This window comes from Sphingomonas sp. (genome assembly GCF_965200105.1).
GTDB lineage: Bacteria > Pseudomonadota > Alphaproteobacteria > Sphingomonadales > Sphingomonadaceae > Solisphingomonas.
Map to the genome: position 1 here is coordinate 653,774 of NZ_CBDATN010000002.1, position 24,582 is coordinate 678,355.

Here is a 24,582-nt window from a genome sequence, read left to right on the forward strand (position 1 = left end):
AGGCGCGCGCGTGAGGGTAGCCTTCATGGGCACGCCCGATTTCGCGGTGCCGACGCTCGACGCGCTCCATGCCGCCGGCCACGACATCGCCTGCGTCTATACGCAGCCGCCCCGCCCCGCCGGGCGGGGCAAGGCGGCGCGGCCGGGCGCGGTCCAGCTCCGCGCGCTCGATCTCGGCCTACCCGTCCGCCACCCCGCGACGCTGCGCGACGAGGGCGACCGCGCGGCGTTCGCGGCGCTCGGGCTCGACGCGGCGGTGGTCGCCGCCTACGGGCTGATCCTCCCAGTGCCGGTGCTGGCGGCGCCGCGCCTCGGCTGCTTCAACGTCCACGCGTCGCTGCTGCCGCGCTGGCGTGGGGCGGCGCCGGTGCAGCGCGCGATCCTCGCCGGCGACGTCATGACCGGCGTGACGATCATGGCGATGGAGCGGGGGCTCGACACCGGGCCGATGCTCGCCAGGGCCGAGGCGCGCGTCAACGGCAAGACGGCGGGCGCGCTCACCGCCGAGCTCGCACAGCTCGGCGCGGCGCTAATGGTGGAGGTGCTCGGCCGGCTTGATGGGTTCCCGGCGCTGCCGCAGCCGGAAGGCGGCGTCACCTACGCCGACAAGATCGCCAAGGCGGAGGCGCGGCTCGATTTCGGCGCCTCGGCCGAGGAAGTGGAACGCCGCATCCGCGCCTTCGCACCGTCGCCGGGCGCCTTCTTCGAGCATGACGGAGAGCGAATCCAGCTGCTCGCGGCGGCTGTGCGCGAGGATGCGGAGGGCGAACCCGGCCTCGTGCTCGACGAGGCGCTCACCATCGCCTGCGGCCGCTGCGCGATCCGACCGCTGATGGTGAGACGCGCCGGTCGCGCGGTGATGGCGACGCCCGATCTGCTGCGCGGCTTCCCTATCCCGAGGGGCACCCGCCTCCATCCGTGACGCGCTTCCGCCTGACCATCGAGTATGACGGCCGTCCCTTCATGGGTTGGCAGCGGCAGGCGCACGGGGTCAGCGTGCAGGGCGCGCTGGAGGAGGCGGTGCGCCTCGTCACGCAGGAACGGGCGACGGTTCACGCCGCGGGCCGCACCGACGCCGGCGTCCACGCTGTCGCGATGGCCGCGCATGTCGACGTGGCGAAGCCGATCGCGCCGTTCCGCCTGATGGAGGCGCTGAACGCGCGGCTGCGGCCCGCACCGGTGGCGGTGCTGGCGTGCGAGGAGGCGCCCGCCGATTGGCACGCGCGCTTCTCCTGCACCGGCCGCCGCTATCGCTATCGCATCGCGTGCCGGCGGGCGCCGCTGACCTGGGAGGCGGGGCTCGCGTGGCGAGTGGCGCCCCCGCTCGACGCGCAGGCGATGCACGAGGCGGCGCAGGCGCTGGTCGGCGCGCACGACTTCACCACCTTCCGCTCGGTCCATTGCCAAGCGGCGAGCCCCCTGAAGACGCTGGACCGGCTGGATGTCGCGCGGCTCGGCGACCGCATCGAGGTGACCGCGGCGGCACGCTCCTTCCTCCATCATCAGGTCCGCTCGATGGTCGGCTGCCTGGTGCTGGTGGGCCAAGGCCGCTGGGCCAGCGCCGACCTTGCCGCAGCGCTGGCCGCGCGCGATCGCGCGGCGCTCGGCCTCAACGCGCCGCCGGACGGGCTATGGTTCGAAGAGGCGGTGTACGATGGCGTTCAGGTCGCCGGCTCCATCCAGCCATAGCGGAGGAGGTGCTCATGCCGAGGCGGCTACGTGGCCCGGCCCGTGTCGGCGCAAGCCGCCGGCCGGCTCCTCCCGATCAGTAGCCGAACAATCGCTTCAGCGATCGGTCGAGCATGGTGAGCTGCCACAGCAGGCGGCCGTGATCGGCGCGGCCGGCGCGGTGCTCGGCGGCGACACGGACCAGCGTCGCGGCATCGAACCAGCCGGTCTCGGCGAGCGCGGAGCCGCGCACGACACGCTCCGCCTCTTGCGCCAGCGGCCCGCGAAACCACTCGGCGACTGGAGTCACGAAGCCCATCTTGGGGCGGTAAAGGATGTCGTCGGGCAGGTAGCGGCGCATCGCGCGCTTCATCAGCCACTTGCCCTCGCCGCGCCGCAATCGCATCGACAAAGGCAGCGTCGCCTCGAACTGGACCAGCTCGTGGTCGAGCAGCGGCTCGCGCGCCTCCAGCCCGACGCCCATGCTGGTGCGATCGACTTTGGTCAGGATGTCGCCGGGCAGCCAGCGCGTGAGATCGACATATTGCGCGCGGCCGAGCGCGTCGGCGGCGGGCGCCTTGGCCATCGCGCGCTCCCATCGTTCCTCGGCGCGATAGCCGGCGAGCGAGCGCGTCGCGTCGGGCGTGTAGAGCGCGGCGCGGCCCTCGGGCGTGGTGATGCCGACGGCGCGGGCATAGGCCTCCTCGGGCGTGCGCGCGATGCCCTCCAGCGTCGACTTGGCGCGGAGGCGGCGCGGCGCCCAATCCGCCTTGGGCCAGGCGGCGGCTACGGGCGCCAGCACGCGCGTGCGCGCAGAGGCCGGCAGCAGCGACCGGACGCGGTTCTCGGCTTCGAAGAAGCGGTGTCGGCGGTATCCGCCGAGCGCCTCGTCCGCCCCGTCCCCCGACAGCGCCACCGTCACCCGCTCGCGCGCGAGTTGACACACGCGGTAGGTGGGCAGCGCGGAGGCGTCGGCGAAGGGTTCGTCGAACGCCGCCGCCAGCGTCTCGATCAGGCCGTAATCGTCGGGCGAGACGGTACGCTCGCGATGCGCGGTCGCAAAACGCTGCGCGATGGCACGCGCGTGACCCGTCTCGTCGAGGCCGGCGACGTCGAAGCCGATCGAGCAGGTCTCCACCGCCTGCCGGCTCGCCTCCGCCATCAGCGCCACCACCGACGAGCTGTCGACACCGCCCGAGAGGAACGCGCCCAGCGGCACGTCCGCCACCATGCGCGAGCGCACGGCGGCCCGCATCCGCTGGACGAGTTCGTCGCCGAGATCGGCCGCCGAACCTTTTGCGTCGGCGGAGAAGACGACGTCCCAATAGCGCACCGGGCTTGGCAGCGGGCGGCCGCGCCTGAGCGTCATGTGGTGCGCGGCGGGCAGCTTGCGGACGCCCGCGACGATGCAGGCGTCGTCGGGCACGTAACCGAAGGCGAGATAGTCCTCGATTGCCTGGACGTCGGGCTCGCGGCGCAGGCGCGGGTGGGCGGTCAGCGCCTTGAGTTCCGATCCGAACAGCAGCGTGCCGTCGCCGAGTTCCGCGAAGTAGAGCGGCTTCACGCCCAGCCGGTCGCGCGCGAGGAACAGCGTCTGCTCGGCTTGGTCGTAGAGCGCGAAGGCGAACATGCCGGTGAAGCGGCGCACGCAATCCGGCCCCCACAGCCGCCAGCCGTGGAGGATGCACTCGGTGTCGCCGTCCGTCCGGAAGACGCAGCCGCGCGCCTCCATCTCGGCGCGCAACGCCTTGTAGTTGTAGATCTCGCCGTTGAAGACGGTGACGAGGCGGCCGTCGGCCGACGCCATCGGCTGCGGGCTGCCTTCCACGTCGATGATCGACAGCCGGCGGTGCCCGAGGCCGACGCCGGGCGCGGTCCACACCCCCTCGCCGTCCGGACCCCTGTGGGCGATCGCATCCGTCATCATCGCCACGCGAGCCGGGTCGACGGGCTTGGGCACGTCGAGGTGGAAGATGCCGGCGATCCCGCACATGGCTCAGCGCCCCGAAGCGACGCGATCGACGAGCGGCACCGGCGCGCCGAGCGCGGCGACGAACGCCGCCACCGCCGGGGCGCCGCCGGCGCGATCCTCCGCCGAGACGATCACCGCACCCGCGAGCGGCCCGCCGCCGCCGAGCCGCACTGCCAGCGTACGCAGCTTCACGCGCGCCGGGCTCGGCGTCGAGGCGCCGCCGACGACGAAGGCGGTCGCCGCCTCGCGCGCCACGCCCCCCGGCCCCTCGATCCGCTCGCCACGCCACCCGGAGGGCGCGGCCGCGTCCGCCGTCCACGCCCAGGCGCCGTCGGGATCGGCGGCGCCGTGGCCGTAGCCGACGAGCACGCGCCCCTCTCCCTGCCGCGCGTAGAGCGCGACGGCGAGATCGACGACGCGGCCGGCGTCGTCGCGATAGCGGCGGACGAGCAGCCGGTCGGCACCGTCGAAGCGCGGGCGCCACGGCACGGCGGGCGGCGCGGGGCGCCAGCCGGCGACGTCCGGCAGCCGCGCGTTCGCCGCGATCGCCGCCTCCCGCGCATCCGCGGCACGCGCCCACAGCGGCGCCGCGCCGGCGATCGCCAGCGTGGCCGCGGCGGCGACGCCGAGCGGCAGCGCGCGTCCGCCGATCTCGCGCGGCGCGGGCACCTTGTCGGGCGCGCGATCGAAGAAGCGCCACCCGCAGGCGAGCACCAAGGCGATCACCGCGGCGAAGAAGAACCAGCCATAGACGACGTGGTCGAAGCCGTCCGCCGCCTGCGCGCCGCGGCGCTGCGCCACCCAAATCGTGGCGAACGCGCGCAGGCCGTTGGCGAGCACCGGCACGACGAGGCACAGCGCCACAAAAGGCAGCCGCCTGCGCCACGTCGCGAAGCCGAGATGCGCGACGAGCACCCCCAGCGCCGTCATCGCGATCAGGAACTTGGCGCCCGAGCACGCCTCCGCCACCTTGAACCACCCGCCGGGTGTCGTGATGAACACCCCGTCCAGCGTCGCGGGCACGCGCACGAGGTGGAGCCACGCCATGCACATCCGCGCGGTCAGCGTCTGCAAGGGCGGCACTAGCGCGTCACCGGCGGGCACGAGGAACAGCGCGTAGCCGAGCGGGAAGAGCAGGATGCGCATCGCCGACGGCCCGAGCAGCGCCGCCACCGCGCCGTGCAACATCATCAGCAGCCCGAGGTGGCGCGCGATGCCGACGCCGGCCGCCTCGCCAACCAGCCACCCCGCCGCCCCCGCCCCGACCCAGCCGAGCGGCAGCAGCCAGCCCGCCGGGCGCACCGCCGCCAGCGAGCCGCGCCTGAGCCACGCGAGCCAGCCGATCACCGGCACGATCAGCAGGCAATGCTCGTAGCTCGACGATCCCCACCAGATCGCGGCGACATCGCCTGCGTCGCGCGCGAACAGCGCCAGGATCGCGCCCGCGACGGCGCCGAGTGCAAGGCCGTGGCGGCCCCACGCGCCTAGCCTGTAGGCCGACGTCGCCGTGATCGCGTCCGCGTTCATATGTGCGCGAGCATCCGATCGAGCGGGGCGAGCCGCGCGTCCCAGGCGTAGCGCGCGAGGATACGCGCGCGTGCCGCCACCCCGATCGCATCGCCCCGCGCGCGATCGGCAAGGAGCGCCGTCACCGCCTCCGCCTCCGCCGCCCAGCCGTCGGCGACGAGCATATGCTCGCCCGGCACCGCATCGACGCCCTCGAAAGCCGCCGGACTGGCCACCACCGGCCGCGCCATCGCCATCGCCTCCAGCACCTTGTTCTGGATACCGCGCGCGATCCGGAGCGGCGCCACCACGACCGCTGCACGCTGGAGCCAGGGCCGCGTGTCGGGAACTTCCCCGATCACCTCCACGCCGTCGCCGATGTCGCGCAGCGCGGGATCGGGATTGCGGCCGACGATCGCGAAGCGCGCATCGGGCACTTGGCTGCGCACCAGCGGCAGCGCGTGGGTCGCGAAGCCCGCCGCCGCCTCGACGTTGGGCGGGTAATCCATCTGGCCCGTGAAGACGATCAGCGGCTCGCGCCCGGCCTCCCCCGACTCCGGCCGGAAGCGCTCCGCGTCGATGCCGTTCTCCAGCACCTGAACGCACTCGTCCGGCAGGCCGGTGCGCTGCCGGAACAAGCTCGCCTCGGCCTCGGTGACGAACAGCGACACCACCGCGCGCCCCGCCACCTCGCGCTCGTAGGCGGCGAGCCGCCGCGCCTCGCCTGCCCACAGCCAGGAAACGGGCGCGCGGCTGGCGCGCGCATAATCGGCGAACTTCTCCGAATCAATATCGACGAAGTCCATCACGAACGGCCGGTCGTCGGGCGCGTACTGCGCCATCTGGCCCGAGAAGACGTAAACCCGGTCGATCCGCTCGGTCGTCAGCACCTCGTCGACGAAGTCGCCCATCGTGCGGCTGGCGAGCGCCGCCACCGAGGCCGGCGCGCGCGTCAGCAGCCCGCGCGCCAGCGAGGCGGCGCGCCCCCGCGCGTGGACCTCCACGTGGCAGCGATGGACAAACGGCGCCAGCGCGGCGGCGTGCGCCTTATCGGTCTCGTCGTCGGCGAAGGTGCCGAGGTGGACGCGGTGGCGCTGCGCCAAGTGCTTGAGGATGTGGAAGGACCGGATCTTGTCGCCGCGATCCGGGGGATAGGGCACGCGATGCGCGAGGAACAGGATGTCGGCCATCAATCCGCCCCCGGCCGCGGCGGCATCAACCCAGACCGCGCGCGAGCGGCGGCCCCAGCCGGTTGGCGAGCCACAGCGGCAGCTTCTTCCACGCCTCGATCCGCGCCTGGTAGCGCGGGCTCATCGGATCAATCTCGCGCGGCCCCGCGCCATCGGCCGCGCGCACCGCGTAGGCGAGCGGCTCGGGCGCGAAGCCCCAATTCTTCTTGTAGGCGAACGCGCCCGAACCGAGCCTTGGAGCGACCGAAATCGAATGCGGTGCAGCCCCGCTCGCGCGCGTGGCGCATCAGCGCAAAATACATGAGCTCGTTCGCGCGCAACGTCCGCGCCTCCGCCAGGCCGCCGCCCCAATAGGGCATCACCGTGCCGTTGTGGTACAGGCTGAGCACACTGGCAACCGCGCGGCCTTCGTGGCGCACGGTCAGGATGTCGCAATCTTCGCCGAAGCGACGGCAGACCTCGTCGAAGAGCCGGCGCGGGAAGACAGGGGTGCCGAGATTGCGGACGCTTGCCGCGTAGACGGCGTAATGGTCGCGCGCTTCGTCATCGCTGCCGATCGAGACGGTCATGCTGGAGCCGAGCGCCTTGCGCACCTCGGCGCGTTGCTTCCGCGGGATCGCCTTCAGCTCGGCCTCGTCATCGGCGGCGAGCGGGCGGACGAAGCCGGCATGCTTATCCTTGACGCGATGCCAGGCGGGATCGTCGGGCAGCGCGCCGCCGCGCAGCTCGACGCTGGGGCAGCGCCGCGCCTCGGCGAGCCGCCACGCTTCCTCCACCAGCGCGTCCGCCGTGCCGGGGTCGTCGGCGAGCGCGCCGCCATCGACCGCGAAACCCGACGACACCATCGCGCGCCCGAACAGCCAATGACGCATCTCGGTCAGCGGCAGCATGCCGACGATCGCGTCGCCCGCGCGCGCGACCAGCAGATGGCCGCGCTGCCCAGTACCCACCGCCACTGCCTCGCCCCAAGCGGGCAGGTGGAAGGGGGTGCCTTGGCGGTGCGCGCGGACATAGGCTGCGATCGCGTCCACCTCGTCCGGCCGCGCGACGCCGATCGCAGGCGGTGTCATGCTGTCCATCCTCATGCCGCCGGCTCCAATCGCGCTTGGGCCTGCTCGGCGGCGACGCGATCGACGCGATCCCACGCGAAGTCGCCGAGCAGCCGTTCGAGCTTGCCCGCCATCGCGGAGAGGCGGCTGTAATGGCGCAGCCGCGACTTCAGCGGGGCGCCCGCGACGCGCGGCTGGGCGGGATCGATCTCCCAGGGATGGAAGTAGAAGATCGCCGGCCGCTCCTCGGCGCGGTTGACGCGGCCGATCGCCCAGGCGCTGAAGCGATAGGGCAGCAGCCGGAAGAAGCCGCCGCCGCCCGCCGCCATCGTGCGGCCGGCGGCGCGCACCGTCGTCACGGGCAGCTCGATCATCGCCGATCCCTTCACGGGCGCCCAGGCGAAGCGCGGGCTCTCGGGCCAGCCATAATGATCGTGCCGCACCGGCGCCACCGAGGAGGAGTAGGCATAACCCTCTTCCGCTAGCACCCGATGCGCCCAGGGCGTGCGCGCGTCGATCGAGAAGCTCGGCGCGCGATAGCCGGTGACGGCGGCACCCGCCGCCTGCTCGATCGCGGCCTTCGCCTGGGCGAGATCGGCGCGGAAGCGATCGGGTGTCATGGTGAAGACGCGGTCGTGATCCCAGCCGTGGCTGGCGATCTCGTGGCCCTCGGCGACGATGCGGCGCATCTGCGCGGGGGCACGCTCCGCCACCCAGCCCAGCGTGAAGAAGGTCGCCTTCACGTTCGCCCGCGCGAACAGGTCGAGCACCGCATCGGTGTTGCGCTCCACGCGCGATTGCAGGCGCGGCCAGTCGGCCTTGTCGATCACGCGCTCGAACGCGCCAACCTGGAACCAGTCCTCGACATCGACGGAGAGCGCGTTGTGCACGAACGCCGCGCCTCAGCGCGTGGCGGAGCGCGATGGCGCCTTTGCGGGCGTCTCCTCGGCGTCGCCTTCGATCCAGTCGATCAGCAGCGTGAGCACGCGGCGCACCGCCGCCTCCTGCTCGTCCAGCCGCTCCTCGATCGCGGACAGGCGTTCGGCGGTCTCGGGATCGGCCCCGCGCACGACATGGACCGAGGCGCCCCCGGCGGCGGGTTCGGCGAAACGCTCGCCCGCCATGTCGGCGGCGACGAGATCCACCGTCGCGCCATCGATCCGCTCCAGCCCCTCGACCGAACCGTGCAGCAGCACGCGCCCGGCGAGCATGTTGAGCCGGCGCGGCATCCCGGCGGAGTGGCGGTGCAACACCTCCCAGCTATCGTCCGCGAAGGCGGGGCGGCCCTGCCAGCCGGCGAGCGTCAGTCGGTGGAGGATGTAGGGCTTCACCTCCTCCGCCTCCATCGCGGTCAGGTGGTGGGTGGCGATGATGCGCTGGCGGATCTGCTCCAGCCCCTCGCCGTTCGCGACGCGGTCGCGGAACTCGGGCTGGCCGAGCAGGAAGATCTGGAGCAGCGCGTGGCCGCCGTTCTGGAAGTTGGAGAGCATCCGAAGCTCCTCGATCGCCGAGGAGGACAGATGCTGCGCCTCGTCGACGACGAGCAGCGTGCGCCGCCCCTCGTTGGCGTGGAGGCGGAGCGTACGCTCGATCCGCTCCAGGAGCTGCGCCTTCTCCAGCCCGTCGCTGCCGAGCCCGAACTCCTGCGCCACCAGCCGCAGCAGGTCGGTGCCCTCGACCTGCGTGGAGACGAGCTTGACGACCTGGAGCCGCTGGCGATCAATCGACGCCATCAGGTGCCCGACGAGTGTCGTCTTGCCCGAGCCGACCTCGCCGGTGATGACGATGAACCCCTCGCCCTGCGCCAGGCCGTAGCCGAGATAGGCCATGGCGGTGCGATGCGTGCGGCTCTCGTACCAGAAGCGCGCGTCGGGGGTGAGCTGGAACGGCCGGTCGGTGAAGCCGTAATGATCGTCGTACATGCGGGTCTCCGCCGCTTAGAGGCTGTAGCGCAGCGCGAGCAGCGCCGAGCCGTAGACGTCCTGATCGTCGTCGCCGAAGCTGTTACCGTAGGAACCCGAATAGATGCTTACCGCCGCCTGCCCGGTCAGCCTGCGGCCGAACTGGCGGCTGTACGCGACCGTGCCGCCATAGGTAGTGTAGCTCGGGCTGTTCAGCAGATCGGTGTCGTACCAGGCGACGTAGACGGTGCCCGAGATCGCGGAATTGGCGGTCAGCGCGCGGCTGGCGATGCCGTTCACGGTCACCACGTCGTCGTGGACGCCATCGAACGACACCACGTTCGTGGCGCCATAATTGCCGGCGAGGTAGCGGCGATGGTCGTAGCTGGCGCCGAGCCCGTAGGTCCACCGCCCGCGCACCGCCGACCACACCGCCGCGACGCCGCGCGAGCGGTAGAAGTTGGAGTTGACCGACGACAGCCCGGTCAGGCAGCCGCCCTGCCCGCCATTCGCCCCGAACACGCAGCCGCCGACCGCGATCGGGATACCGGAATTGGGCGAGGCGAAGCTGGTCGGCAGCGCGCCGGCGCTGCCCGCGAGCTGGCGCCCGAAGCTCTGCACGTCGTTGTAGGCGACGACCGACAACGTGTTCTGGCGATCGAGCTGCCAGCTCGCCTGCCCCGTCACCGCCGTCTCGCCGTAGCGGCGGCCGCCATGGACCTCCACCGACAGGCGCGGGCTCGGCCGCCACAGCACGCCGACGTCCCAGATCAGCCCGTCCTGATCATAATCGAGGATGCGCGGCTGGCTGTGGTCGGATCGCAGGTGGCGCTTCTCGGTCAACACGGCGTTGCCGGCGGCGTCCGTCAGGATCTGGTCCTGGCTGATGCGGTTGCGCTCCCAGCCGAGGCCGCCCAAGGCGGCGAGCGTCGGCGACAGCGGCACCGTCGCGTCGATGCGGCCGAAATAGCCTTCGTAGCGCGCGCCGAGCACGTGGATGTCGTCGCGGACGTAGCCGCCCGACGCGGTCCACCCGAACGGCAGCCCGCTTGATCCGGTGGGCTGCCCGACCGACGCGTCGATCGCGTGGCTGGTCGAGGTGAACGCCTGGTCGAGCACCGGCTGGCCCGGCCCGAGATCGAGGTCGCCATAGCCGTTGTCTACCTTGGTCCAGCCGAAGCGATAGTCGGCGGTGACGCTCAACGGCCCGACGATGCCGGCGTAGCTCGGCCCGGCCTGCGCGGCGTAGACCTGCTGCGTGTTGCTGAAATTGCCGTTGAACGCGCCCGGCGTCGCATAGCCGAGCGAGCCGCGCGTGCGCGTCGCGACCCCGGCGGCGTTCAGGCTGATCTCCGGCGTCAGCGCATAGTTGACGTTGGCGAGGCCGGTGTGGATGTCGCCATCGTCGTAGCGCCGCTTCCACGAGAAGAAGTGATCGTAACGATAGTCGATCTGGCCGTGCAGGCGCGGCTGGTCGAACAGGATGTCGATGCCGGCGCCGACGCCCGTATAGGCATTGCTGCCGCCATTGCCGTTGCCACCCGAGAGATCGGCGTCGAAGACCTGCTGCACCTCCAGATAGGGGTGCACTTCGGTTCGCGCGTGCGCGGGCACCGCAGCGGTGCCGGCGAGCAGCGCCGTCATCAGGATGTTGGCGCGCTTCACGCGTCGGCTCCGTAGTAGCGGCCGAAGCGGCGGCTGCTGGCGCCGAACTCGACGCCGTTGAGGAGGAGCCTGGGCTTGGGGCAGGCGGAGACGAGCCCCAACGCCTCGCGGATATCGGCCTCACTGGTCTGCTCGGCACGGACGACGAACAGCGCCTGCCCGCAATGCATCGCCAGCACGCCCGCTTGCGAGGCGGCGAGCGCGGGCGGCGAATCGAACACGATGACGCGGCGCGGATCCCCGCCGCGCAGCCGATCCAGCACGTCGCGGGTGCGGGCGGAGGAGAGCAGCTCGGTCGCTTCGTGCGTGCGGCCGCCGGCGGGTAGCACCGAGAGGCGCGGCACGTCGGTGCGGATCACGCAGCCCTCGACGTCCACCGCCGGATCGGCGATCGCGTCGAGCAGCCCGCACCCGTCCTCCAGGCCCAGCGTCGCGACGATCTCGGGCTTGGCGACATCGGCGTCGACGAGCAGCACCTCGATGTCGCGCTCGGCGGCGAGGCTGATCGCGAGGTTGATCGCGCAGAAGGTCTTGCCCTCGTCCGGCCGCGCCGAGCACACCAGGATCGAGCGCGCGAGCCCGTCGTCGTCGGCGAGGAGCTGGCGCTTGACCACGCGGAACTCCTCCGAGAGCGCGGTGGGCTTGCGGCCGGGCAGGATGAAGCCACCTTCCTCCAGCGCCGCAAGCGCGACGGTGCCCATGCGATTGGCGGCCGCCGGACGGAACGGTGCGGGCGCAACTGGCGCGGCGTCGGCGCGCGGCGGCTCGACGAAGGTGTCGGGCGTGCCGCGCAGAGAGGCGCGGAAGTCATAGACGTTGGCCGCGCGCTCGATCAGCGAGGGGCCACGCGCGGGGCGCGGGCGCTCGTCGGGTCCGGCGGCGATGGGGCCGTGCTTGCTCATTCCTCGATCCTCACGCCATCAGGCCGCGTTGCACGAACTCGACGGCCAGCAGGAGCAGCCAGGAACCGACCAGCGCGCCCCCCGTCCCCGCGAACCATTTGAGCTGCTTGGCCAGGGCCGCCTGCTGCTTGTTGCCGGCGACGAAGCCGATCGCGCCCAGCACCGGTAGGCCGCTCGCGGCGGACAGCGCGGCTGGCGTCGAGTAGCTGGTGGTCAGCTTGGCACGCGCCCAGGCAGTGCCGGCGCCGGCGGCCAGCGCGAGCAGCAGGACGCCGGTGAGCAGCAGCGGCCGCATCGGCTTGGCGGGAACGCGCGGCAACGCCGGCGGCTGGATCACGCGCACCGCCACGCTGCCGGTCGACGCCTGCGCGTCGGCGCGCAGCTTCATCGTCTCGCGATCGGCGAGCAGCTTGTCATAGCCGGATTTCAGCACGTCATAATTGCGGCTGAGCTCGGCCTGCTGCGAGGCGACCTCGGGCTGCGTCTGCTGGATGCCGGCGAAGCGGTTGATGTCCGACTGGAGCTGGCCGCGTCGGGCCGCCAGCGCCGCCGCGTTGGCGCGCTTCTCCGCCGCCATCGCGGCAAGCGAGGAGTAAGCCGGGTTGGGCTGGCTTGCGCCCGGCCCGCCGCCTACCGGCTCCGCCGCCGCCGAGCCGGACAGCCGCGCGATCTGGCCCTTGAGCGCCACCACGTCGGGATGCTGATCGGTCCACCCCCGGGCCCGATCATCGGCAAGCTGGCCCTGCAGCGCCGCCACCTGCGCGCGCGCGCCGCCCACCGTCCCGGCGACGGCCGCGCCGGGGATAGTCGCCGGCGTCGCGGCAAGCTGGCCGCCGATCGCGGCAGCCGAACTGGACGCAGCCGCAAGCTGCGAGTCGATGTCCGCAATCTGCGTGCGGGCGAGCGCGATGCGATCCTCGATCGGGCCGGTGCCAGGCAACGCCGCCAGGTAGCGCTGCTCGAAGGCCGAGCGCTTGGCGTCCGCATCCTGAAGCTGGGCGCCGCGATCGGCGAGTTGCTTGTCCATGAACACGAGCGAGCGCTTGGCCTCGGCGGCATCGCCTGCCGACGAGCCCGACACGAAGCGATCGACCAGCTTCTGCACCACGTCCTGTGAGAGGTGTGCATTCTGCGCGTCGCTGAAGCCGCCACCCGACAGCGTGGCGGAGATCTCGAACAAATTGTCCTGCGTGCTCTTGATCTCGATCGCGGTCTGCAACCGCGAGACGAGCCCGGCGACCTCGCGCGGCGTCTGCGCGCGCTTGGCAAGGCCGGTCTGGGCGATCACGTCGCTGAGGGTGTTGGCGCTGAGCAGCGTCTGCCGAACGCCGTCGACGGAGGCCTGCTGGTCGTTGGCGGTGATGCCCACGGCGGTGGGCAGGATCGACTGCGGCTGGACATAGACCTTGGCGGCCGAGCGATACGAATTCGGGATCAGCGACACCGCCAGCCAGCCGACCAGCGCCACCGCCCAAGCGACGCCCAACGCCAGCCACCGCCTGCGCCAGACGACGTGCAGCGCGATCCGGGCTTCCTCGATCAATGCGTTCATGTGCCCCGCCCCGCCTTCAGAACGCGCTCTCGGGGATGATGATGACATCGCCGGGCTCCAGCCTGACGTTCGCCTGCACATCGCCGCGCTTCAGAAGTTTAGAGATCTGAAGCGGATACTCCTGCTGCTTGCCCGTCTTCTTGTCGAAGCGCACGAGCTTCGCGCGATCGCCTGCCGCATATTGGGACAGGCCGCCCACCGCGATCATCGCGTCGAGCAGCGTCATATTGGCACGATAGGGCAGGCTCGCCGGCTTCTCGGTCGCGCCGACGATGCGCACCTGCTGCGAGAACGTGCCCGAGAAATTCTCGACGATCACCGAGACGAGCGGATCGGCGACGTATTTGGAGAGCCGCTCCTTGATGTCGGCGGAGAGCTGCGTCGGCGTCTTGCCGGCGGCCGCCATGTCCTGGATCAGCGGCGTGGTGATGCGGCCGTCGGGCCGCACCTGCACTTTGGCGCCGAGTTCGGGGTTGCGCCACACGAAGATCGAGAGCTGATCGAGCGGGCCGATGACATATTGCTCGGCCGGCGCCTCGGTCTTGCCCGAGACGAACGCGGCGGGCGGCAGCGGCGGGCCCGAAGCGCGGCCGCCGCAGCCGGCGAGCGGCAGGGCCAGCATGACGAGGCTTGCGAGCGCGGGTGAACGCATTTCCGGTAATTCCCCTGTCGGCCCAGCGGGCACCTTGCCCGGTCTCCTAGCCGGGACAGGTGAATATACCGTTAGGCGCCTCCCCCGTCTCCCACCACGATCAATTCCGGCGCGGGGGCGTGGCCGAGGAAGCCCGCCGGGCTCGCGCTCGCGCCATAGGCGCCGGCCATGAACACCGCGACGAGATCGCCGGTTTCCGCTCGCGGCAACATCGCGTCGTCGGCGAGCCGATCGAGCGGCGTGCACAGACAGCCGACGATGCTCGCCTCCTCGTCCGGCGCCGCGTCGAAGCGGGTCGCGATCGCCACCGGATAGTTGCGGCGTACCACCGTGCCGAAATTGCCCGACGCGGCGAGTTGGTGGTGAAGGCCGCCGTCCGTAACCAGAAAGATACGCCTCATGCTCTCCTTCCGATCGACGATACGAGTGAGGTACACGCCCGCCTCCGCCACCATCCAGCGGCCGAGTTCGATCGCGTGACCCGGCTCCTCGCCGGCGATCTCCACCGCCAGCGCGGCGCCGATCGCCTCGACGTCCAGGTCCGCGTCGCCGGCGAAATAGGGCACGCCGAAGCCGCCGCCGAGATTGACCAGCGGCGCGGCCGAGCCGCTGTCCAGCGCGATTGAGCGGGCGAGCGCGACCGCCGCCGCCTGCGCCTCGATGATCGCGCCGGCATCGAGCGCCTGGCTGCCGGCATAGATGTGCAGCCCGCGATAATCCGCGCCCGCCGCGACGATGCGCCGTACCAGCGCGGGTGCGCGCGCGGCGTCGACGCCGAACGGCTTGGCACCGCCGCCCATCCGCATTCCCGATCCCTTGAGCTCGAAGCTCGGGTTGACGCGCACCGCCAGGCGCGGCGTCTTGCCCAGCCGGACACCGGCGTCGAGCGCGCGCTCGGCCTCGCTCTCCGATTCGACGTTGAGCGTCGCGCCCGCCGCGACCGCCGCGTCGATCTCGGCCTGCCGCTTGCCGGGGCCCGCGAAACTGATCCGCTCCGCCGGCATCCCGGCCGCGAGCGCGACGCCGAGCTCCCCGCCGGACGCGACGTCGAAGCCGTCGACCAGCGGCCGCATCGCGGCGGCCAGTGCGGGCAAGGGGTTGGCCTTGACCGCATAGTGGACGCCCAGCCCCGCCGGCATCGCCGCGCGCAACCGCGCGATCCGCGCCCGGATCAGCCCGAGATCGTAGACGAACAGCGGCGTGTCGCCGGCGCGCGCCACCAGCGCCTCGACATCCTCGCCGCCGATCCGCAACCGGCCGTTCGGGCCGGCCAAGTACCCCGGCGGGATCGACCCGAGCGGCTTCATGCCGTCCACTCCGGGCCATGCTCCCGCCGGAGCGCCACGCGATCGAGCTTGCCGTTGGGCGTGCGGGGGAAGTTGGCCAGCCGCACGATATCGCGCGGCTGCTGGAAGCTCGGCAGCTCGGCGCGCAGCTTCGCCGACAGCGCGGCATCGTCGCCCGCGCCCCGCACCAGCAGGCGGATCGCGGCGCCAAGCCGATCGTCGGGCACGCCGAGCGCCACCGCCTCCGCGGCCTCGCCGGTCGCCACCGCCGCGGCCTCCACCTCGGTCGGGCTGACGCGGTTGCCCGAGACCTTGATCGTCTCGTCGTCGCGCCCGACGAAGCGGATCAGCCCGTCCGCGCCGCGCACCACCGTGTCGCCCGACCACACCGCACCGTCGCGGAAGCGCGCCGCCGTCCGCTTCGGATCGCGCCAGTAACCCTGCGCGACGAGCGGCCCGCGATGGACCAGCTCGCCGGGCTCGCCCGCCGCCGCCTCACCACCATCGGGCCGCAGCACCGCCACGTCGGCGAAGGGGATCGCGGTTCCCACCGCATCTGGATACGCATCGACCAGCGCGGGATCGAGGCTCGTCGAGCGAAAGGCTTCGGTGAGGCCGTACATCAGGTGCAGGCTGGCCTGCGGGAAGCTCTCGCGCAAGCGCCGCACAACCGGCACCGGCAATCGCCCGCCGGTGCAGGACAGCGTGCGCAGGCCCGTCTCCAACGGCCAGTCCAGCTCGGCGAGTTGGATCCACAGCGGCGGCACCCCGCACAAGTTGGTGATGCCGTGCCGCGCCACGGCGCGCGCGACGTCGACCGGCACCAGATAGTCGAGCGGCACGACGCAGCCGCCCGCCGCCCAGGTCGCGAGCATCTGGTTGAGCCCGGCGTCGAAGCTCAGCGGCAGCACCGCCAGCGTCCGCTCGTCCGCGCCGAGCCGCAGGTAATGCGCGACCGAGACGGCGCCGAGCCATAGATTGGCGTGGCTGAGCATCACGCCCTTGGGCCTGCCGGTGGAGCCCGAGGTGTAGAGCAGCGCCGCGAGCGCCTCCGGATCGCCTTCGGCGGGCGGCAGCGGAGTGGCGCCGTCGAGCACCGCCTCCTCCGACACCATACAACCGGCAGGCACGTCCCCGCCCTCCAGCAGCGCGGCGCGCGCGGGCTGGGTGACGAGCAGCGACGCCTCGGCATCGGCGAGGATGTACGCGACCTGTGCGCGCTTGAGCAGCGGGTTGACGGGCACGTGGACCAGCCCCGCCCGCGCGCAGGCGAGTGGCAGCAGGCAGGCGGTGCGCGTCTTGGGGAGCCAGCTCGCGACGCGATCGCCGACGCGCACCTTCGCCGTGAGTGCGCCCGCCAGCGATCCCACCGCGCGATCGAGCCCGGCATGATCGAGCACGCCCTCGCGCGTGACGAGCGCGGGAGCGTCCCGCGCGCCGCGCAGGCACAGCAGATCGAGGCGGTGCGGCGTCGGATCGGGGCCGGCTTGTTGCAATCTTCACCTTTCGCGGCCGACAAGCGCGGGCGGGAGATAGCGCGATGGCCGTCCGGCTCCAATGGCATGACGATCTCGACGCCGTCGCCGCCGACGCGGGCGGCGCGCTCGACCGCGCCGCGCAGCCCCGCCTCTACGATCGGCTCGACTGGTTCCGCATGACGGTTGCGCACGGCCTCTCCGGACCACCCGTGGTTCTGCGCGCGCGCGACGGCGAGGCGTCGGCCTGGCTGTTCCTGGCGCCTGCCGGCCGCCGCCACGCCGCGCCGCTGGCGAGCTGGTACACGCTGGCGTTCGCGCCGGTGCTCGCCGGCGAGGACGCGGCCCGGCTGCTGCCGGCGCTGTTCCGCGAAGCGGCGCGGCGCTTCGACGTGCTGACGCTGGAGCCCGTGCTCTCCGCCGATGGCGGGCCGCTCCGCGAGGCGCTTGCCACGGCCGGCTGGCGGACGATGGCGCGCATCACGAGCGCCAACCGCTCCGAAATCGTCGCGGGCGGCTTCGCCCGATGGTGGCTGGCCCGCCCCTCGCGCCTACGCAACACCGTCGCGCGCCGCCGGCGCTCGCACCCAGTGGACGTGGCGATCCACGACCGCTTCGACGCCGAGGCATGGGAGGCCTATTCCGACGTCTACCGCGCGAGCTGGAAACCCGAGGAGGGCTCCATGCCGTTCCTGCGCGAACTGGCCGAGCGCGGAGGCGCCGCCGGCACGCTCCGCCTCGGCGTCGCGCGCGACAGCAACGGCCGCGCGGTGGCGGCGCAGCTCTGGCTTGTGGAGGGCGGCACCGCCATCATCCACAAGCTCGCCCACCGCGAGGATGCGGCGGCGGGCTCGCCCGGCTCCAATCTTTCGGCGGCGATGTTCGCGCACGTCATCGATCGCGATGCCGTCACCCGGCTCGATTTCGGTCTCGGCGACGAGCCCTACAAGGCGGACTGGCTGGCGGACGTGGCGCCCGTGTGGCGGATCGACGCCTACCGGCCGTTCTCCGCACGCGGCGCCGCCGGGTTGGGACGGTCGGCGCTCGGCCGGCTTGCCCGGCGGCTTCGTGCCCGCTAGGCGCGCGCCCGTGGGGAGAGAGGCGGCCATGGCGGGCGACCGTGTCGACGATACGCTACGCGCGATCCTGCGCGACACGCTGGGCCTCTCGGCCGAGCGCGCCGCGACGCTCGACGCCGCGACGCCGCTATTCGGCGCCATGCCCGAGCTCGACTCCATGGCGGTGGCGGGGCTGCTCACCGAGATCGAGGATCGCACCGGCATCCTGATCGACGACGACGAGGTGGGCGGCGAGATGCTGGAGACGTTCGGCGCGCTCGCCGCCTTCGTGCGCGCCAAGCTCGCGCCGCGCACGGGCGCATGACGCCGCCGCCGCGCGCGCTGCGGCTCGCGGGCGGATCGCCGATCTGGCACTACGGGCCGGGCGCGGACTCACCCCAGCTCCTCGTCCTTCAGCCGCTGTTCGAGGAGATGAACCGGACCCGCGCGCTCGTCGCGGCGCTATGCCGGGGCTTGGCGGCACGGGGCGTCGGCTGCTGGCTGCCAGACCTCCCCGGCACGGGCGAAGACCGGCGCGACCTGCGCGACGTGACGTGGGCGGACTGGTGCGACGCGATCCTCCAGGCGGGCGGGCTGATCGCCGAAACCACCGGTGTCCAAGCCTGGTCGCTGGCTATCCGTGGCGGGGCGTTGCTCGATGCGGCCGCCACGGAACAGTGGCGCCTCGCCCCCGCTTCCGGCGCCTCGCTGCTCCGCGACCTGCAGCGCGCGGGGCTGACCGGAGAAGCCATGGCCGGCTACGACGTGCCGGACTCGTTGCGTCACGGGTTGGCGGCGGCGACGTGCGAAGTAGGGCCGGCGGTGCGTACCCTACGCCTGACCGGCGACGAGCGGCCCGCCGACGCGCGTGTCGACGGCCCTGCCTTGTGGCGGCGTTCGGAGCCGGCGAGCGACGGGTCGCTCGCGACGGCGCTGGTCGAGGATGTTCTCGCCTGGTTACCCAGCGATCGTGCCGGCGAGGATGGTCTGGCGGGTGCGGACGCCGAGCACGGCCCGCACCACGATGACGGCAGGACGCTGACGACGATCCCCCTCGACGGTGGCTGGATCGCCGCCACCATCGACGGCCCGGCGCGAGCCACCCACGGCTGGCTGTTCGTCACCGGCGGCAGTCAGACGCGGGTCGGCCCCAACCGGCTCTACGAGCACCTCGCCGCCGTGCTGGCGGCACGCGGCGAGTCGGTGATCCGCTTCGATCGGCGCGGCACCGGCGACAGCCCGGGCGAGGATCGCGGCTTCGAAGAGAGCGCGCCCGAGATCGCCGCCGCTGCCGCCGCGCTGCGCGCCTACAGTCCAAGGCTCGCCCACCTCTCCGGCTTCGGCCTGTGCGACGGCGCCACCGCGCTCGCGCTGCACGGCCAAGCGGCGGGGATCGACCGGATCGTCGCCGCCAATCCTTGGGTGGTTGAGGCCACGACGGACGCGCCCGCCGCCGCCGCCGTCCGCGCCCATTATCGCGAGCGGCTGCTCGATCCGAGCGCGTGGGCGCGGCTGCTGAAGGGCGGCGTCGATCTCCGCCGCCTCGCGCGCAGCCTGGGCGGCGCGGCGCGGCGCGACGACACCAGCCTCGCCGCCGCCTTCGCGCGGGGCGTGCCCGCCGGATCGACGCTGGTGCTCGCCGGAGGCGACAACACCGCACGCGCCTTCGCGGACGCCTGGGGCCGCCTGCCCGCCACCCCAGCGGTGGAGACGATTACCGTCGCCACCCGATCGCACAGCTTCGCCGGCGCGGACGCGAGGGACGCGCTGGCCGCGGCGCTCACTCGGCAGCGATAGACGCCGCCTCGGCCTCGGCCTCGAAATCCTGATCCGCCAGGAAGCGCTCCACGTCCAATGCGGCCATGCAGCCCGTGCCCGCCGCCGTCACTGCCTGCCGGTAGACCTTGTCCATGACATCACCGCACGCGAACACGCCCTCCACGCTGGTGCGCGTGGTGCCCGGCGTAACCTCGATATAGCCATCCGCGTCGAGCGCGATCTTGTCGTGAAACAGCTCGGTGGCAGGATGGTGGCCGATCGCCACGAAGCCGCCGTCCACCTCGATCCGCTCCCGCGCGCCGCTATGCGTGTCCTTGAGATCGATCGCGACGAGCCCCTGATTGCCTTCGCCGCCGACGAACTCGGCGATCTCGCGGTTCCACAGCACCTTGATGTGTGGGTGGGCGAACAGCCGCTTCTGAAGGATCTTCTCGGCGCGCAGGCTGTCCCGCCGGTGGATCAGCGTCACGTCCTGGCTGTGGTTGGTGAGGTACAGCGCCTCCTCCACCGCCGTGTTGCCGCCGCCGATCACCGCCACCTTCTTGCCGCGATAGAAGAAGCCGTCGCACGTCGCGCAGGCGGAGACGCCCTGCCCCCTAAGCCGCGTCTCGCTCTCCATGCCCAGCCACCTGGCCTGCGCGCCGGTGGCGATCACCAGCGTGTCGCAGGAATAGACGTGGCCGCCGTCGCCGGTCAGCCGGAAGGGTCTTACCGAAACATCGACGTCGACGATCGTGTCCCACATCATCCGCGCGCCGACATGTTCGGCTTGCGCCTGCATCTCCTCCATCAGCCACGGGCCCTGGATCACGTCGCGAAAGCCGGGATAGTTCTCGACGTCGGTGGTGGTGGTGAGCTGGCCGCCCGGCTGGATGCCCTGCACCACGATCGGCGCGAGCCCTGCGCGCGCGGCGTAGATGGCGGCCGACAGCCCGGCCGGACCGGAGCCGAGGATCAGCATGCGGGTGGAGTGGGTGGCGGTCATGCGGCTTCTCTCGTTCGATTCCGGCCGAATATAGGGGCCACCGACCCTCGCCTCAACGCCGGATGCGCGGGCCCTGCCGCCTTGCCGGCGCCGCGTCGGCCGCCCGCCAGGCCGCAATGTTGGTAGCGGAGGAGGGACTTGAACCCCCGACCCCAGGATTATGATTCCCGTGCTCTAACCAGCTGAGCTACTCCGCCCCGGCGGGCACGGCGCGGGCTATAGCAGGCGTCCGGGGCCGGTCAACCGCATCGGAACCGGCCGCAGCCCGTCTCGTTTCGAGTGCCGCACACTGGCATCTCAGGAACTGACCATGGACCTCGCGACCCCGCTCGACATCATCTGCCGCATCGTCCAGCGCGCCCGTGAAGTGGAGGCCGAGGTGCCCGCCGCCGATCCGGACAACGAGGACGCCCCGATCGATTCGGATGACGATCTCGACATGATCGAGGACGAGATGAACAGCGTCAGCGCCGACGAGCTGCGCACCGTGATCGACGACCTCGCCGACGATCAGCAGGCCGAGCTGCTCGCCCTCGCGCTCGTCGGGCGCGGCACCTACGATCCCTCCGAGTGGACGGACGCGGTGGAGGAGGCGAACGATCCCGACGCCGAGCCGATCCTCGACCAGCTCCTCGATATGCCGATGCTCGGCGACTATCTGGAGGCGGGCCTCGCCGCGTTCGACATGAGCTGCGCGGGCGTCGGCCGGATCGACTGATCGGCAGCGACGGGCGGGCTCAACTCCGGAAGCGGTAGTCGCGGATCAACTCCCAGGGGCCGCCGCGATACCACCAGACCGCGAGCCCCGTGATGCCGAGCGGCCGCGGCCAGGACAGGACCGAGAGTTCCGTCACCAGCGCCCGCGCCGCGGCGGGTTCCACCTTGTTCTGAACGGTGACATGAGGTCGCCAGCCGCCAGCGTCCTGAGGCGTCAGGAGGCCGTGAAAGGCCTCCGCCACGGCGCCGCGGACCGCGGCCAGTTCCTCGCTAGACACGCGCAGCGCGGTTCCGCGTCCCAGCGACATCGGCCCGGTGATCGACGCGGCCGGCGGCGCACCTGCCGTCGCCTGCTTCAGCCGACGATCGAGCTCCGGCGCGGCGCTCGGCGGCAGGTGATGGAACAGCGTCAGGTGCGCCGTTAGCTGGTTGCGCTCGGGCGGGAAGTGCGCGCGGCGCAGGCCGTCGAGCCACGCGAAGTCGGCGGGCGCGAACAGCGCGGTGACGATCATCGGCGCGGTCATCGCAGCGCCGGCGGGCGGCGGCCGGCGCGGCCCGGTCGATCGAGATCGAAGACGCAGCGTGCGTCCCCCGGCGTTAGCCGCGCCCCCTTGCGGCCCGGCCCGGCATCGCCGCGCGTGTGGGCCAGCACATCCAACGCCGCGCCGCGCAGCAGCACGGGATGGCCCGGCCGGCCGCGCCAGGCGGGACGAACGATGCGGTCGCGGCCACGCGCCACCCGCACCAGCCGGGCGGCGGCGGCCGGATCGATCCACGGCATATCGGCGAGGAACAGCAGCACCTCCCGCTCGCGCGGGCGGAGCGCGGCGTGGACGGCGCGCAGGCTGGCGCCCAGCCCCTCCTCCGGCCGCGCCACCCGCACCACCGTCGTGCGCGGCCCGCGCGCGGCGTCGGCGAGCCGCTCCCGCTGCCAGCCGGTGGCCACGATCAGGCGCTGGACGGGCGCGGCGCGAGCGATCGCCAGCGTGCGCGCCACCATTGTCCGCCCAGCCACATGCGTGAACAGCTTGTTGCCCGGGCCCCAGCGCCGCGAGTGGCCGGCGGCGAGCAGCACCGCCACCCGGCTCAAATCTCGACCTGGCTGCCGAGCTCGACGACGCGGTTCGACGGCAGCCGGAAGAACTCCATCGCGCTCTCGGCGTTGCGCAGCATCCAGGCGAACAGCTTCTCGCGCCAGATCGCCATGCCAGGCCGCTCCGAGGCGATCAGCGTCTGGCGCGCCAGGAAGAAGCTGGTGTCCATCATCCGCATCTGCGGCCCGCAGCTCTGCACGCCGGCAAGCGCGGCGGGCACGTCGGGCTCCTGCATGAAGCCGTAATGCACGGTCATCCGGTAGAAGCCCTGCCCGAAGGACTTGTGCTCGATGCGCTTGTGCTGCGGCACATAGGGCACGTCCTCGATCCGCACCGTCAGCAGGATCACGCGCTCGTGCAGCACCTTGTTGTGCTTGAGGTTGTGGAGCAGCGAGTGGGGCACGCCGTCCTTGGCGGTCGTCATGAAAACGGCGGTGCCGGGCACCCGCTCGGCGGACTTGGCGGCGGATTTGACGAACACGCTGATCGGCATCGCCACTTCGTTCAGCCGCGCGATCATCAGCTCGCGACCCTTGGCCCAGGTGGTGAGCAGCGTGAAGGCGATGAAGCCGATCAGCAGCGGGAACCAGCCGCCCGCCGGCACCTTCGTCAGGTTGGCCGAGAAATAGGCGAGGTCGACCGCAAGGAACAGCGCGATCAGCGCCCCCGCCGCCAGCCGGTTCCACTTCCACAGCGACGTCAGCACCACCGTCAACAGGCAGGTGTCGATCAGCATCGCGCCCGTCACCGCGATCCCGTAGGCGGCGGCGAGGTTGGTGGAGGTGCGGAAGCCCAGCACCAGCAGGATCACGAACACCATCAGCGTCCAGTTGATCGACGGGATGTAGATCTGCCCCGCCGCGTGCGCCGAGGTGTGGGTGATCTTCAGACGTGGCATGAAGCCCAGTTGGATGGCCTGCTGCGCCACCGAGAAGGCGCCGGAGATCACCGCCTGCGACGCGATCACCGTCGCCGCCGTCGCCAGGATGACGAGCGGCAGCCGCAGGCTCTCGGGCGCGAGCAGGAAGAAGGGCGTGCGGATCATCGTCGCCGCTTCGGCCGGCGTGGCGGACAGGATCATCGCCCCCTGCCCCAGGTAATTGAGCATCAGCGCGGGCAGCGCAAAGGCCAGCCACGAGACGCGGATCGGCTTGCGTCCGAAATGGCCCATATCGGCGTACAACGCCTCCGCCCCCGTCACTGCCAACACCACCGATCCCATCGCCAAGAAGGCGCGCAGCGGCTGGCCGGCGAAGAACAGGAAGGCATGGTGCGGGCTCAACGCCACCAGCACGGCAGGCCGCGCGATGAGGTGCCACACGCCGAGCACGGCGAGCGTGGTGAAATAGACGACCATGATCGGCCCGAACAGCAGCCCCACTCGCGCCGTGCCGCGCGCCTGGATCATGAACAGCCCGATCAGGATCAGGATGGCGAGCGGCAGCACCGCACGCCCCATGCCTGCTTCGACCGTCGTCAGGCCCTCCACCGCCGACAGCACGGAGATGGCGGGCGTGATCATGCTGTCGCCGAAGAACAGCGCGGTGGCGAAGACGCCGAGCAGCACCAGCCCTCGCGTCCACCGCTTGCCGCCGCCGCCCGATCGCGAGACGAGCGCGAGCAGCGCCAGGCTGCCGCCCTCGCCCTTGTTGTCGGCGCGCATGATGATCGTGACATATTTCAGCGTCACCACGATCATCATCGACCAGAAGATCAGGCTGAGCACGCCGAGCACGTTGAGCGGCGTGGGATCGAGCGGGTGATGGCCGGCGAACGTCTCGCGAAAGGCGTAGATCGGGCTGGTGCCGATATCGCCGAAGACGACGCCGATCGCGCCGAGCGAGAGCTTGAGGAGGTTCTGGGCGGGCGCGTGGCCATAGCCCTCGGGCAACAGCGCCTCGTCGCCGGGCGCGTACGGCACGACATCGGGCGGCGACGCGGCCTCGTTCATCGCCGGCGAGCCGCAGCGGACAGCGGAAGCCCCGCACCCGCGAAGCGGCGCGATCCCCCGGCGATAGCGCGTTCTCGCCTCATCGAAGCGCGGCGCCTATCATGCCGTGCCCGCCGCTGGCAACGCGTCGCCTCGCAACGGGCAACCTGCATCAAGCCGAAGCGAGACGGCGGCATCGCT

21 protein-coding genes, 1 tRNA gene and 1 pseudogene are annotated in these 24,582 nt (G+C 72.0%); 6 read left to right on the forward strand and 17 right to left on the reverse strand.

The window, feature by feature from the left end; genetic code table 11:
- The first annotated feature begins 10 nt into the window (after nucleotides 1–10).
- Complete coding sequence (gene fmt, locus ACOFKX_RS04470; RefSeq protein ID WP_419825877.1) at nucleotides 11–922, forward strand: methionyl-tRNA formyltransferase; 912 nt, start codon at nucleotides 11–13, stop codon at nucleotides 920–922.
- Nucleotides 919–1,689: a tRNA pseudouridine(38-40) synthase TruA gene (gene truA, locus ACOFKX_RS04475; protein ID WP_419825878.1), complete on the forward strand. Its 771-nt coding sequence runs from the start codon at nucleotides 919–921 to the stop codon at nucleotides 1,687–1,689. The genes fmt and truA overlap by 4 nt, the downstream gene beginning before the upstream one ends.
- 76 nt (nucleotides 1,690–1,765) lie before the next feature.
- Here the strand turns inward: truA and ACOFKX_RS04480 are convergent, their stop codons facing one another.
- From ACOFKX_RS04480 to ACOFKX_RS04535, 12 genes and pseudogenes are all read right to left on the reverse strand, one after another.
- Nucleotides 1,766–3,661: an XrtA/PEP-CTERM system amidotransferase gene (locus ACOFKX_RS04480; protein WP_419825879.1), complete on the reverse strand. Its 1,896-nt coding sequence runs from the start codon at nucleotides 3,659–3,661 to the stop codon at nucleotides 1,766–1,768.
- A 3-nt stretch (nucleotides 3,662–3,664) separates the two neighbouring features.
- On the reverse strand, nucleotides 3,665–5,167 hold the full coding sequence (xrtA, locus tag ACOFKX_RS04485) for an exosortase A (protein ID WP_419825880.1): 1,503 nt from the start codon (nucleotides 5,165–5,167) through the stop codon (nucleotides 3,665–3,667).
- Nucleotides 5,164–6,336 (reverse strand): TIGR03087 family PEP-CTERM/XrtA system glycosyltransferase, encoded by a 1,173-nt coding sequence (locus ACOFKX_RS04490; protein WP_419825881.1) that lies wholly within the window; start codon nucleotides 6,334–6,336, stop codon nucleotides 5,164–5,166. The genes xrtA and ACOFKX_RS04490 overlap by 4 nt, the downstream gene beginning before the upstream one ends.
- A gap of 25 nt (nucleotides 6,337–6,361) precedes the next feature.
- A pseudogene (locus ACOFKX_RS04495) lies at nucleotides 6,362–7,421 on the reverse strand (FemAB family XrtA/PEP-CTERM system-associated protein).
- On the reverse strand, nucleotides 7,418–8,275 hold the full coding sequence (locus ACOFKX_RS04500) for an XrtA system polysaccharide deacetylase (protein ID WP_419825882.1): 858 nt from the start codon (nucleotides 8,273–8,275) through the stop codon (nucleotides 7,418–7,420). The pseudogene ACOFKX_RS04495 and the gene ACOFKX_RS04500 overlap by 4 nt, the downstream one beginning before the upstream one ends.
- A gap of 12 nt (nucleotides 8,276–8,287) precedes the next feature.
- Entirely contained in the window at nucleotides 8,288–9,307 is a 1,020-nt protein-coding gene (locus ACOFKX_RS04505; protein WP_419825883.1) for an XrtA/PEP-CTERM system-associated ATPase, read from the reverse strand.
- Between the two features lie 15 nt (nucleotides 9,308–9,322).
- Complete coding sequence (locus ACOFKX_RS04510; RefSeq protein ID WP_419825884.1) at nucleotides 9,323–10,951, reverse strand: hypothetical protein; 1,629 nt, start codon at nucleotides 10,949–10,951, stop codon at nucleotides 9,323–9,325.
- Complete coding sequence (locus ACOFKX_RS04515; protein WP_419825885.1) at nucleotides 10,948–11,853, reverse strand: exopolysaccharide biosynthesis protein; 906 nt, start codon at nucleotides 11,851–11,853, stop codon at nucleotides 10,948–10,950. The genes ACOFKX_RS04510 and ACOFKX_RS04515 overlap by 4 nt, the downstream gene beginning before the upstream one ends.
- 10 nt (nucleotides 11,854–11,863) lie before the next feature.
- Entirely contained in the window at nucleotides 11,864–13,405 is a 1,542-nt protein-coding gene (locus ACOFKX_RS04520) for an XrtA system polysaccharide chain length determinant (RefSeq protein WP_419825886.1), read from the reverse strand.
- A 16-nt stretch (nucleotides 13,406–13,421) separates the two neighbouring features.
- Entirely contained in the window at nucleotides 13,422–14,057 is a 636-nt protein-coding gene (locus ACOFKX_RS04525; RefSeq protein ID WP_419825887.1) for an XrtA/PEP-CTERM system exopolysaccharide export protein, read from the reverse strand.
- Nucleotides 14,058–14,128: 71 nt separating this feature from the next.
- A complete protein-coding gene (locus ACOFKX_RS04530) occupies nucleotides 14,129–15,364 on the reverse strand; it encodes a pyridoxal-dependent decarboxylase, exosortase A system-associated (protein WP_419825888.1) in 1,236 nt (411 codons plus the stop codon).
- A complete protein-coding gene (locus ACOFKX_RS04535) occupies nucleotides 15,361–16,839 on the reverse strand; it encodes an AMP-binding protein (RefSeq protein WP_419825889.1) in 1,479 nt (492 codons plus the stop codon). The genes ACOFKX_RS04530 and ACOFKX_RS04535 overlap by 4 nt, the downstream gene beginning before the upstream one ends.
- Nucleotides 16,840–16,883: 44 nt before the next feature.
- Between ACOFKX_RS04535 and ACOFKX_RS04540 the strand changes: the two genes are divergently transcribed.
- The 3 genes from ACOFKX_RS04540 to ACOFKX_RS04550 are packed head-to-tail and all read left to right on the forward strand — an operon-like array spanning nucleotide 16,884 to nucleotide 19,673.
- A complete protein-coding gene (locus ACOFKX_RS04540; protein ID WP_419825890.1) occupies nucleotides 16,884–17,897 on the forward strand; it encodes a GNAT family N-acetyltransferase in 1,014 nt (337 codons plus the stop codon).
- A gap of 28 nt (nucleotides 17,898–17,925) precedes the next feature.
- Nucleotides 17,926–18,201, forward strand: a complete 276-nt coding sequence (locus ACOFKX_RS04545; RefSeq protein WP_419825891.1) for an acyl carrier protein — start codon at nucleotides 17,926–17,928, stop codon at nucleotides 18,199–18,201.
- Entirely contained in the window at nucleotides 18,198–19,673 is a 1,476-nt protein-coding gene (locus tag ACOFKX_RS04550; protein WP_419825892.1) for a hydrolase 1, exosortase A system-associated, read from the forward strand. Before ACOFKX_RS04545 ends, ACOFKX_RS04550 begins: the two co-directional genes overlap by 4 nt.
- Here the strand turns inward: ACOFKX_RS04550 and trxB are convergent.
- Together trxB and ACOFKX_RS04560 are read right to left on the reverse strand one after the other, a co-directional pair.
- The gene (gene trxB, locus ACOFKX_RS04555) at nucleotides 19,657–20,640 is read right to left on the reverse strand and encodes a thioredoxin-disulfide reductase (RefSeq protein ID WP_419825893.1); all 984 of its coding nucleotides are present in this window, start codon (nucleotides 20,638–20,640) and stop codon (nucleotides 19,657–19,659) included. The two genes, ACOFKX_RS04550 and trxB, sit on opposite strands and share 17 nt — an antisense overlap.
- 120 nt (nucleotides 20,641–20,760) lie before the next feature.
- A tRNA-Met gene (locus tag ACOFKX_RS04560) sits at nucleotides 20,761–20,837 on the reverse strand.
- 113 nt (nucleotides 20,838–20,950) lie between these two features.
- On the opposite strand from ACOFKX_RS04560, the gene ACOFKX_RS04565 reads away from it, so the two are divergent.
- A complete protein-coding gene (locus tag ACOFKX_RS04565) occupies nucleotides 20,951–21,358 on the forward strand; it encodes a DUF3775 domain-containing protein (RefSeq protein ID WP_419825894.1) in 408 nt (135 codons plus the stop codon).
- A gap of 19 nt (nucleotides 21,359–21,377) precedes the next feature.
- On the opposite strand, the gene ACOFKX_RS04570 is transcribed toward ACOFKX_RS04565, so the two are convergent.
- The 3 genes from ACOFKX_RS04570 to ACOFKX_RS04580 are packed head-to-tail and all read right to left on the reverse strand — an operon-like array spanning nucleotide 21,378 to nucleotide 24,402.
- Nucleotides 21,378–21,869, reverse strand: coding sequence for a 2'-5' RNA ligase family protein (locus ACOFKX_RS04570; protein ID WP_419825895.1), 492 nt, complete (start codon nucleotides 21,867–21,869; stop codon nucleotides 21,378–21,380).
- A gap of 8 nt (nucleotides 21,870–21,877) precedes the next feature.
- Nucleotides 21,878–22,438, reverse strand: a complete 561-nt coding sequence (locus tag ACOFKX_RS04575; protein ID WP_419827344.1) for an NTP transferase domain-containing protein — start codon at nucleotides 22,436–22,438, stop codon at nucleotides 21,878–21,880.
- A 5-nt stretch (nucleotides 22,439–22,443) separates the two neighbouring features.
- Nucleotides 22,444–24,402, reverse strand: a complete 1,959-nt coding sequence (locus ACOFKX_RS04580) for a potassium transporter Kup (protein WP_419825896.1) — start codon at nucleotides 24,400–24,402, stop codon at nucleotides 22,444–22,446.
- Between the last annotated feature and the right edge of the window lie 180 nt (nucleotides 24,403–24,582).

Coding starts and splice junctions, on each gene's coding strand:
- ACOFKX_RS04545 (WP_419825891.1), top strand. CDS start 17,926: ATGGCGGGCGACCGTGTCGACGATACGCTACGCGCGATCCTGCGCGAC.
- ACOFKX_RS04550 (WP_419825892.1), top strand. CDS start 18,198: ATGACGCCGCCGCCGCGCGCGCTGCGGCTCGCGGGCGGATCGCCGATC.
- ACOFKX_RS04570 (WP_419825895.1), bottom strand. CDS start 21,869: ATGATCGTCACCGCGCTGTTCGCGCCCGCCGACTTCGCGTGGCTCGAC.
- xrtA (WP_419825880.1), bottom strand. CDS start 5,167: ATGAACGCGGACGCGATCACGGCGACGTCGGCCTACAGGCTAGGCGCG.
- ACOFKX_RS04530 (WP_419825888.1), bottom strand. CDS start 15,364: ATGAAGCCGCTCGGGTCGATCCCGCCGGGGTACTTGGCCGGCCCGAAC.
- trxB (WP_419825893.1), bottom strand. CDS start 20,640: ATGACCGCCACCCACTCCACCCGCATGCTGATCCTCGGCTCCGGTCCG.
- ACOFKX_RS04580 (WP_419825896.1), bottom strand. CDS start 24,402: ATGAACGAGGCCGCGTCGCCGCCCGATGTCGTGCCGTACGCGCCCGGC.
- ACOFKX_RS04515 (WP_419825885.1), bottom strand. CDS start 11,853: ATGAGCAAGCACGGCCCCATCGCCGCCGGACCCGACGAGCGCCCGCGC.
- ACOFKX_RS04525 (WP_419825887.1), bottom strand. CDS start 14,057: ATGCGTTCACCCGCGCTCGCAAGCCTCGTCATGCTGGCCCTGCCGCTC.
- ACOFKX_RS04565 (WP_419825894.1), top strand. CDS start 20,951: ATGGACCTCGCGACCCCGCTCGACATCATCTGCCGCATCGTCCAGCGC.
- ACOFKX_RS04490 (WP_419825881.1), bottom strand. CDS start 6,336: ATGGCCGACATCCTGTTCCTCGCGCATCGCGTGCCCTATCCCCCGGAT.
- ACOFKX_RS04505 (WP_419825883.1), bottom strand. CDS start 9,307: ATGTACGACGATCATTACGGCTTCACCGACCGGCCGTTCCAGCTCACC.
- ACOFKX_RS04480 (WP_419825879.1), bottom strand. CDS start 3,661: ATGTGCGGGATCGCCGGCATCTTCCACCTCGACGTGCCCAAGCCCGTC.
- ACOFKX_RS04520 (WP_419825886.1), bottom strand. CDS start 13,405: ATGAACGCATTGATCGAGGAAGCCCGGATCGCGCTGCACGTCGTCTGG.
- ACOFKX_RS04540 (WP_419825890.1), top strand. CDS start 16,884: ATGGCCGTCCGGCTCCAATGGCATGACGATCTCGACGCCGTCGCCGCC.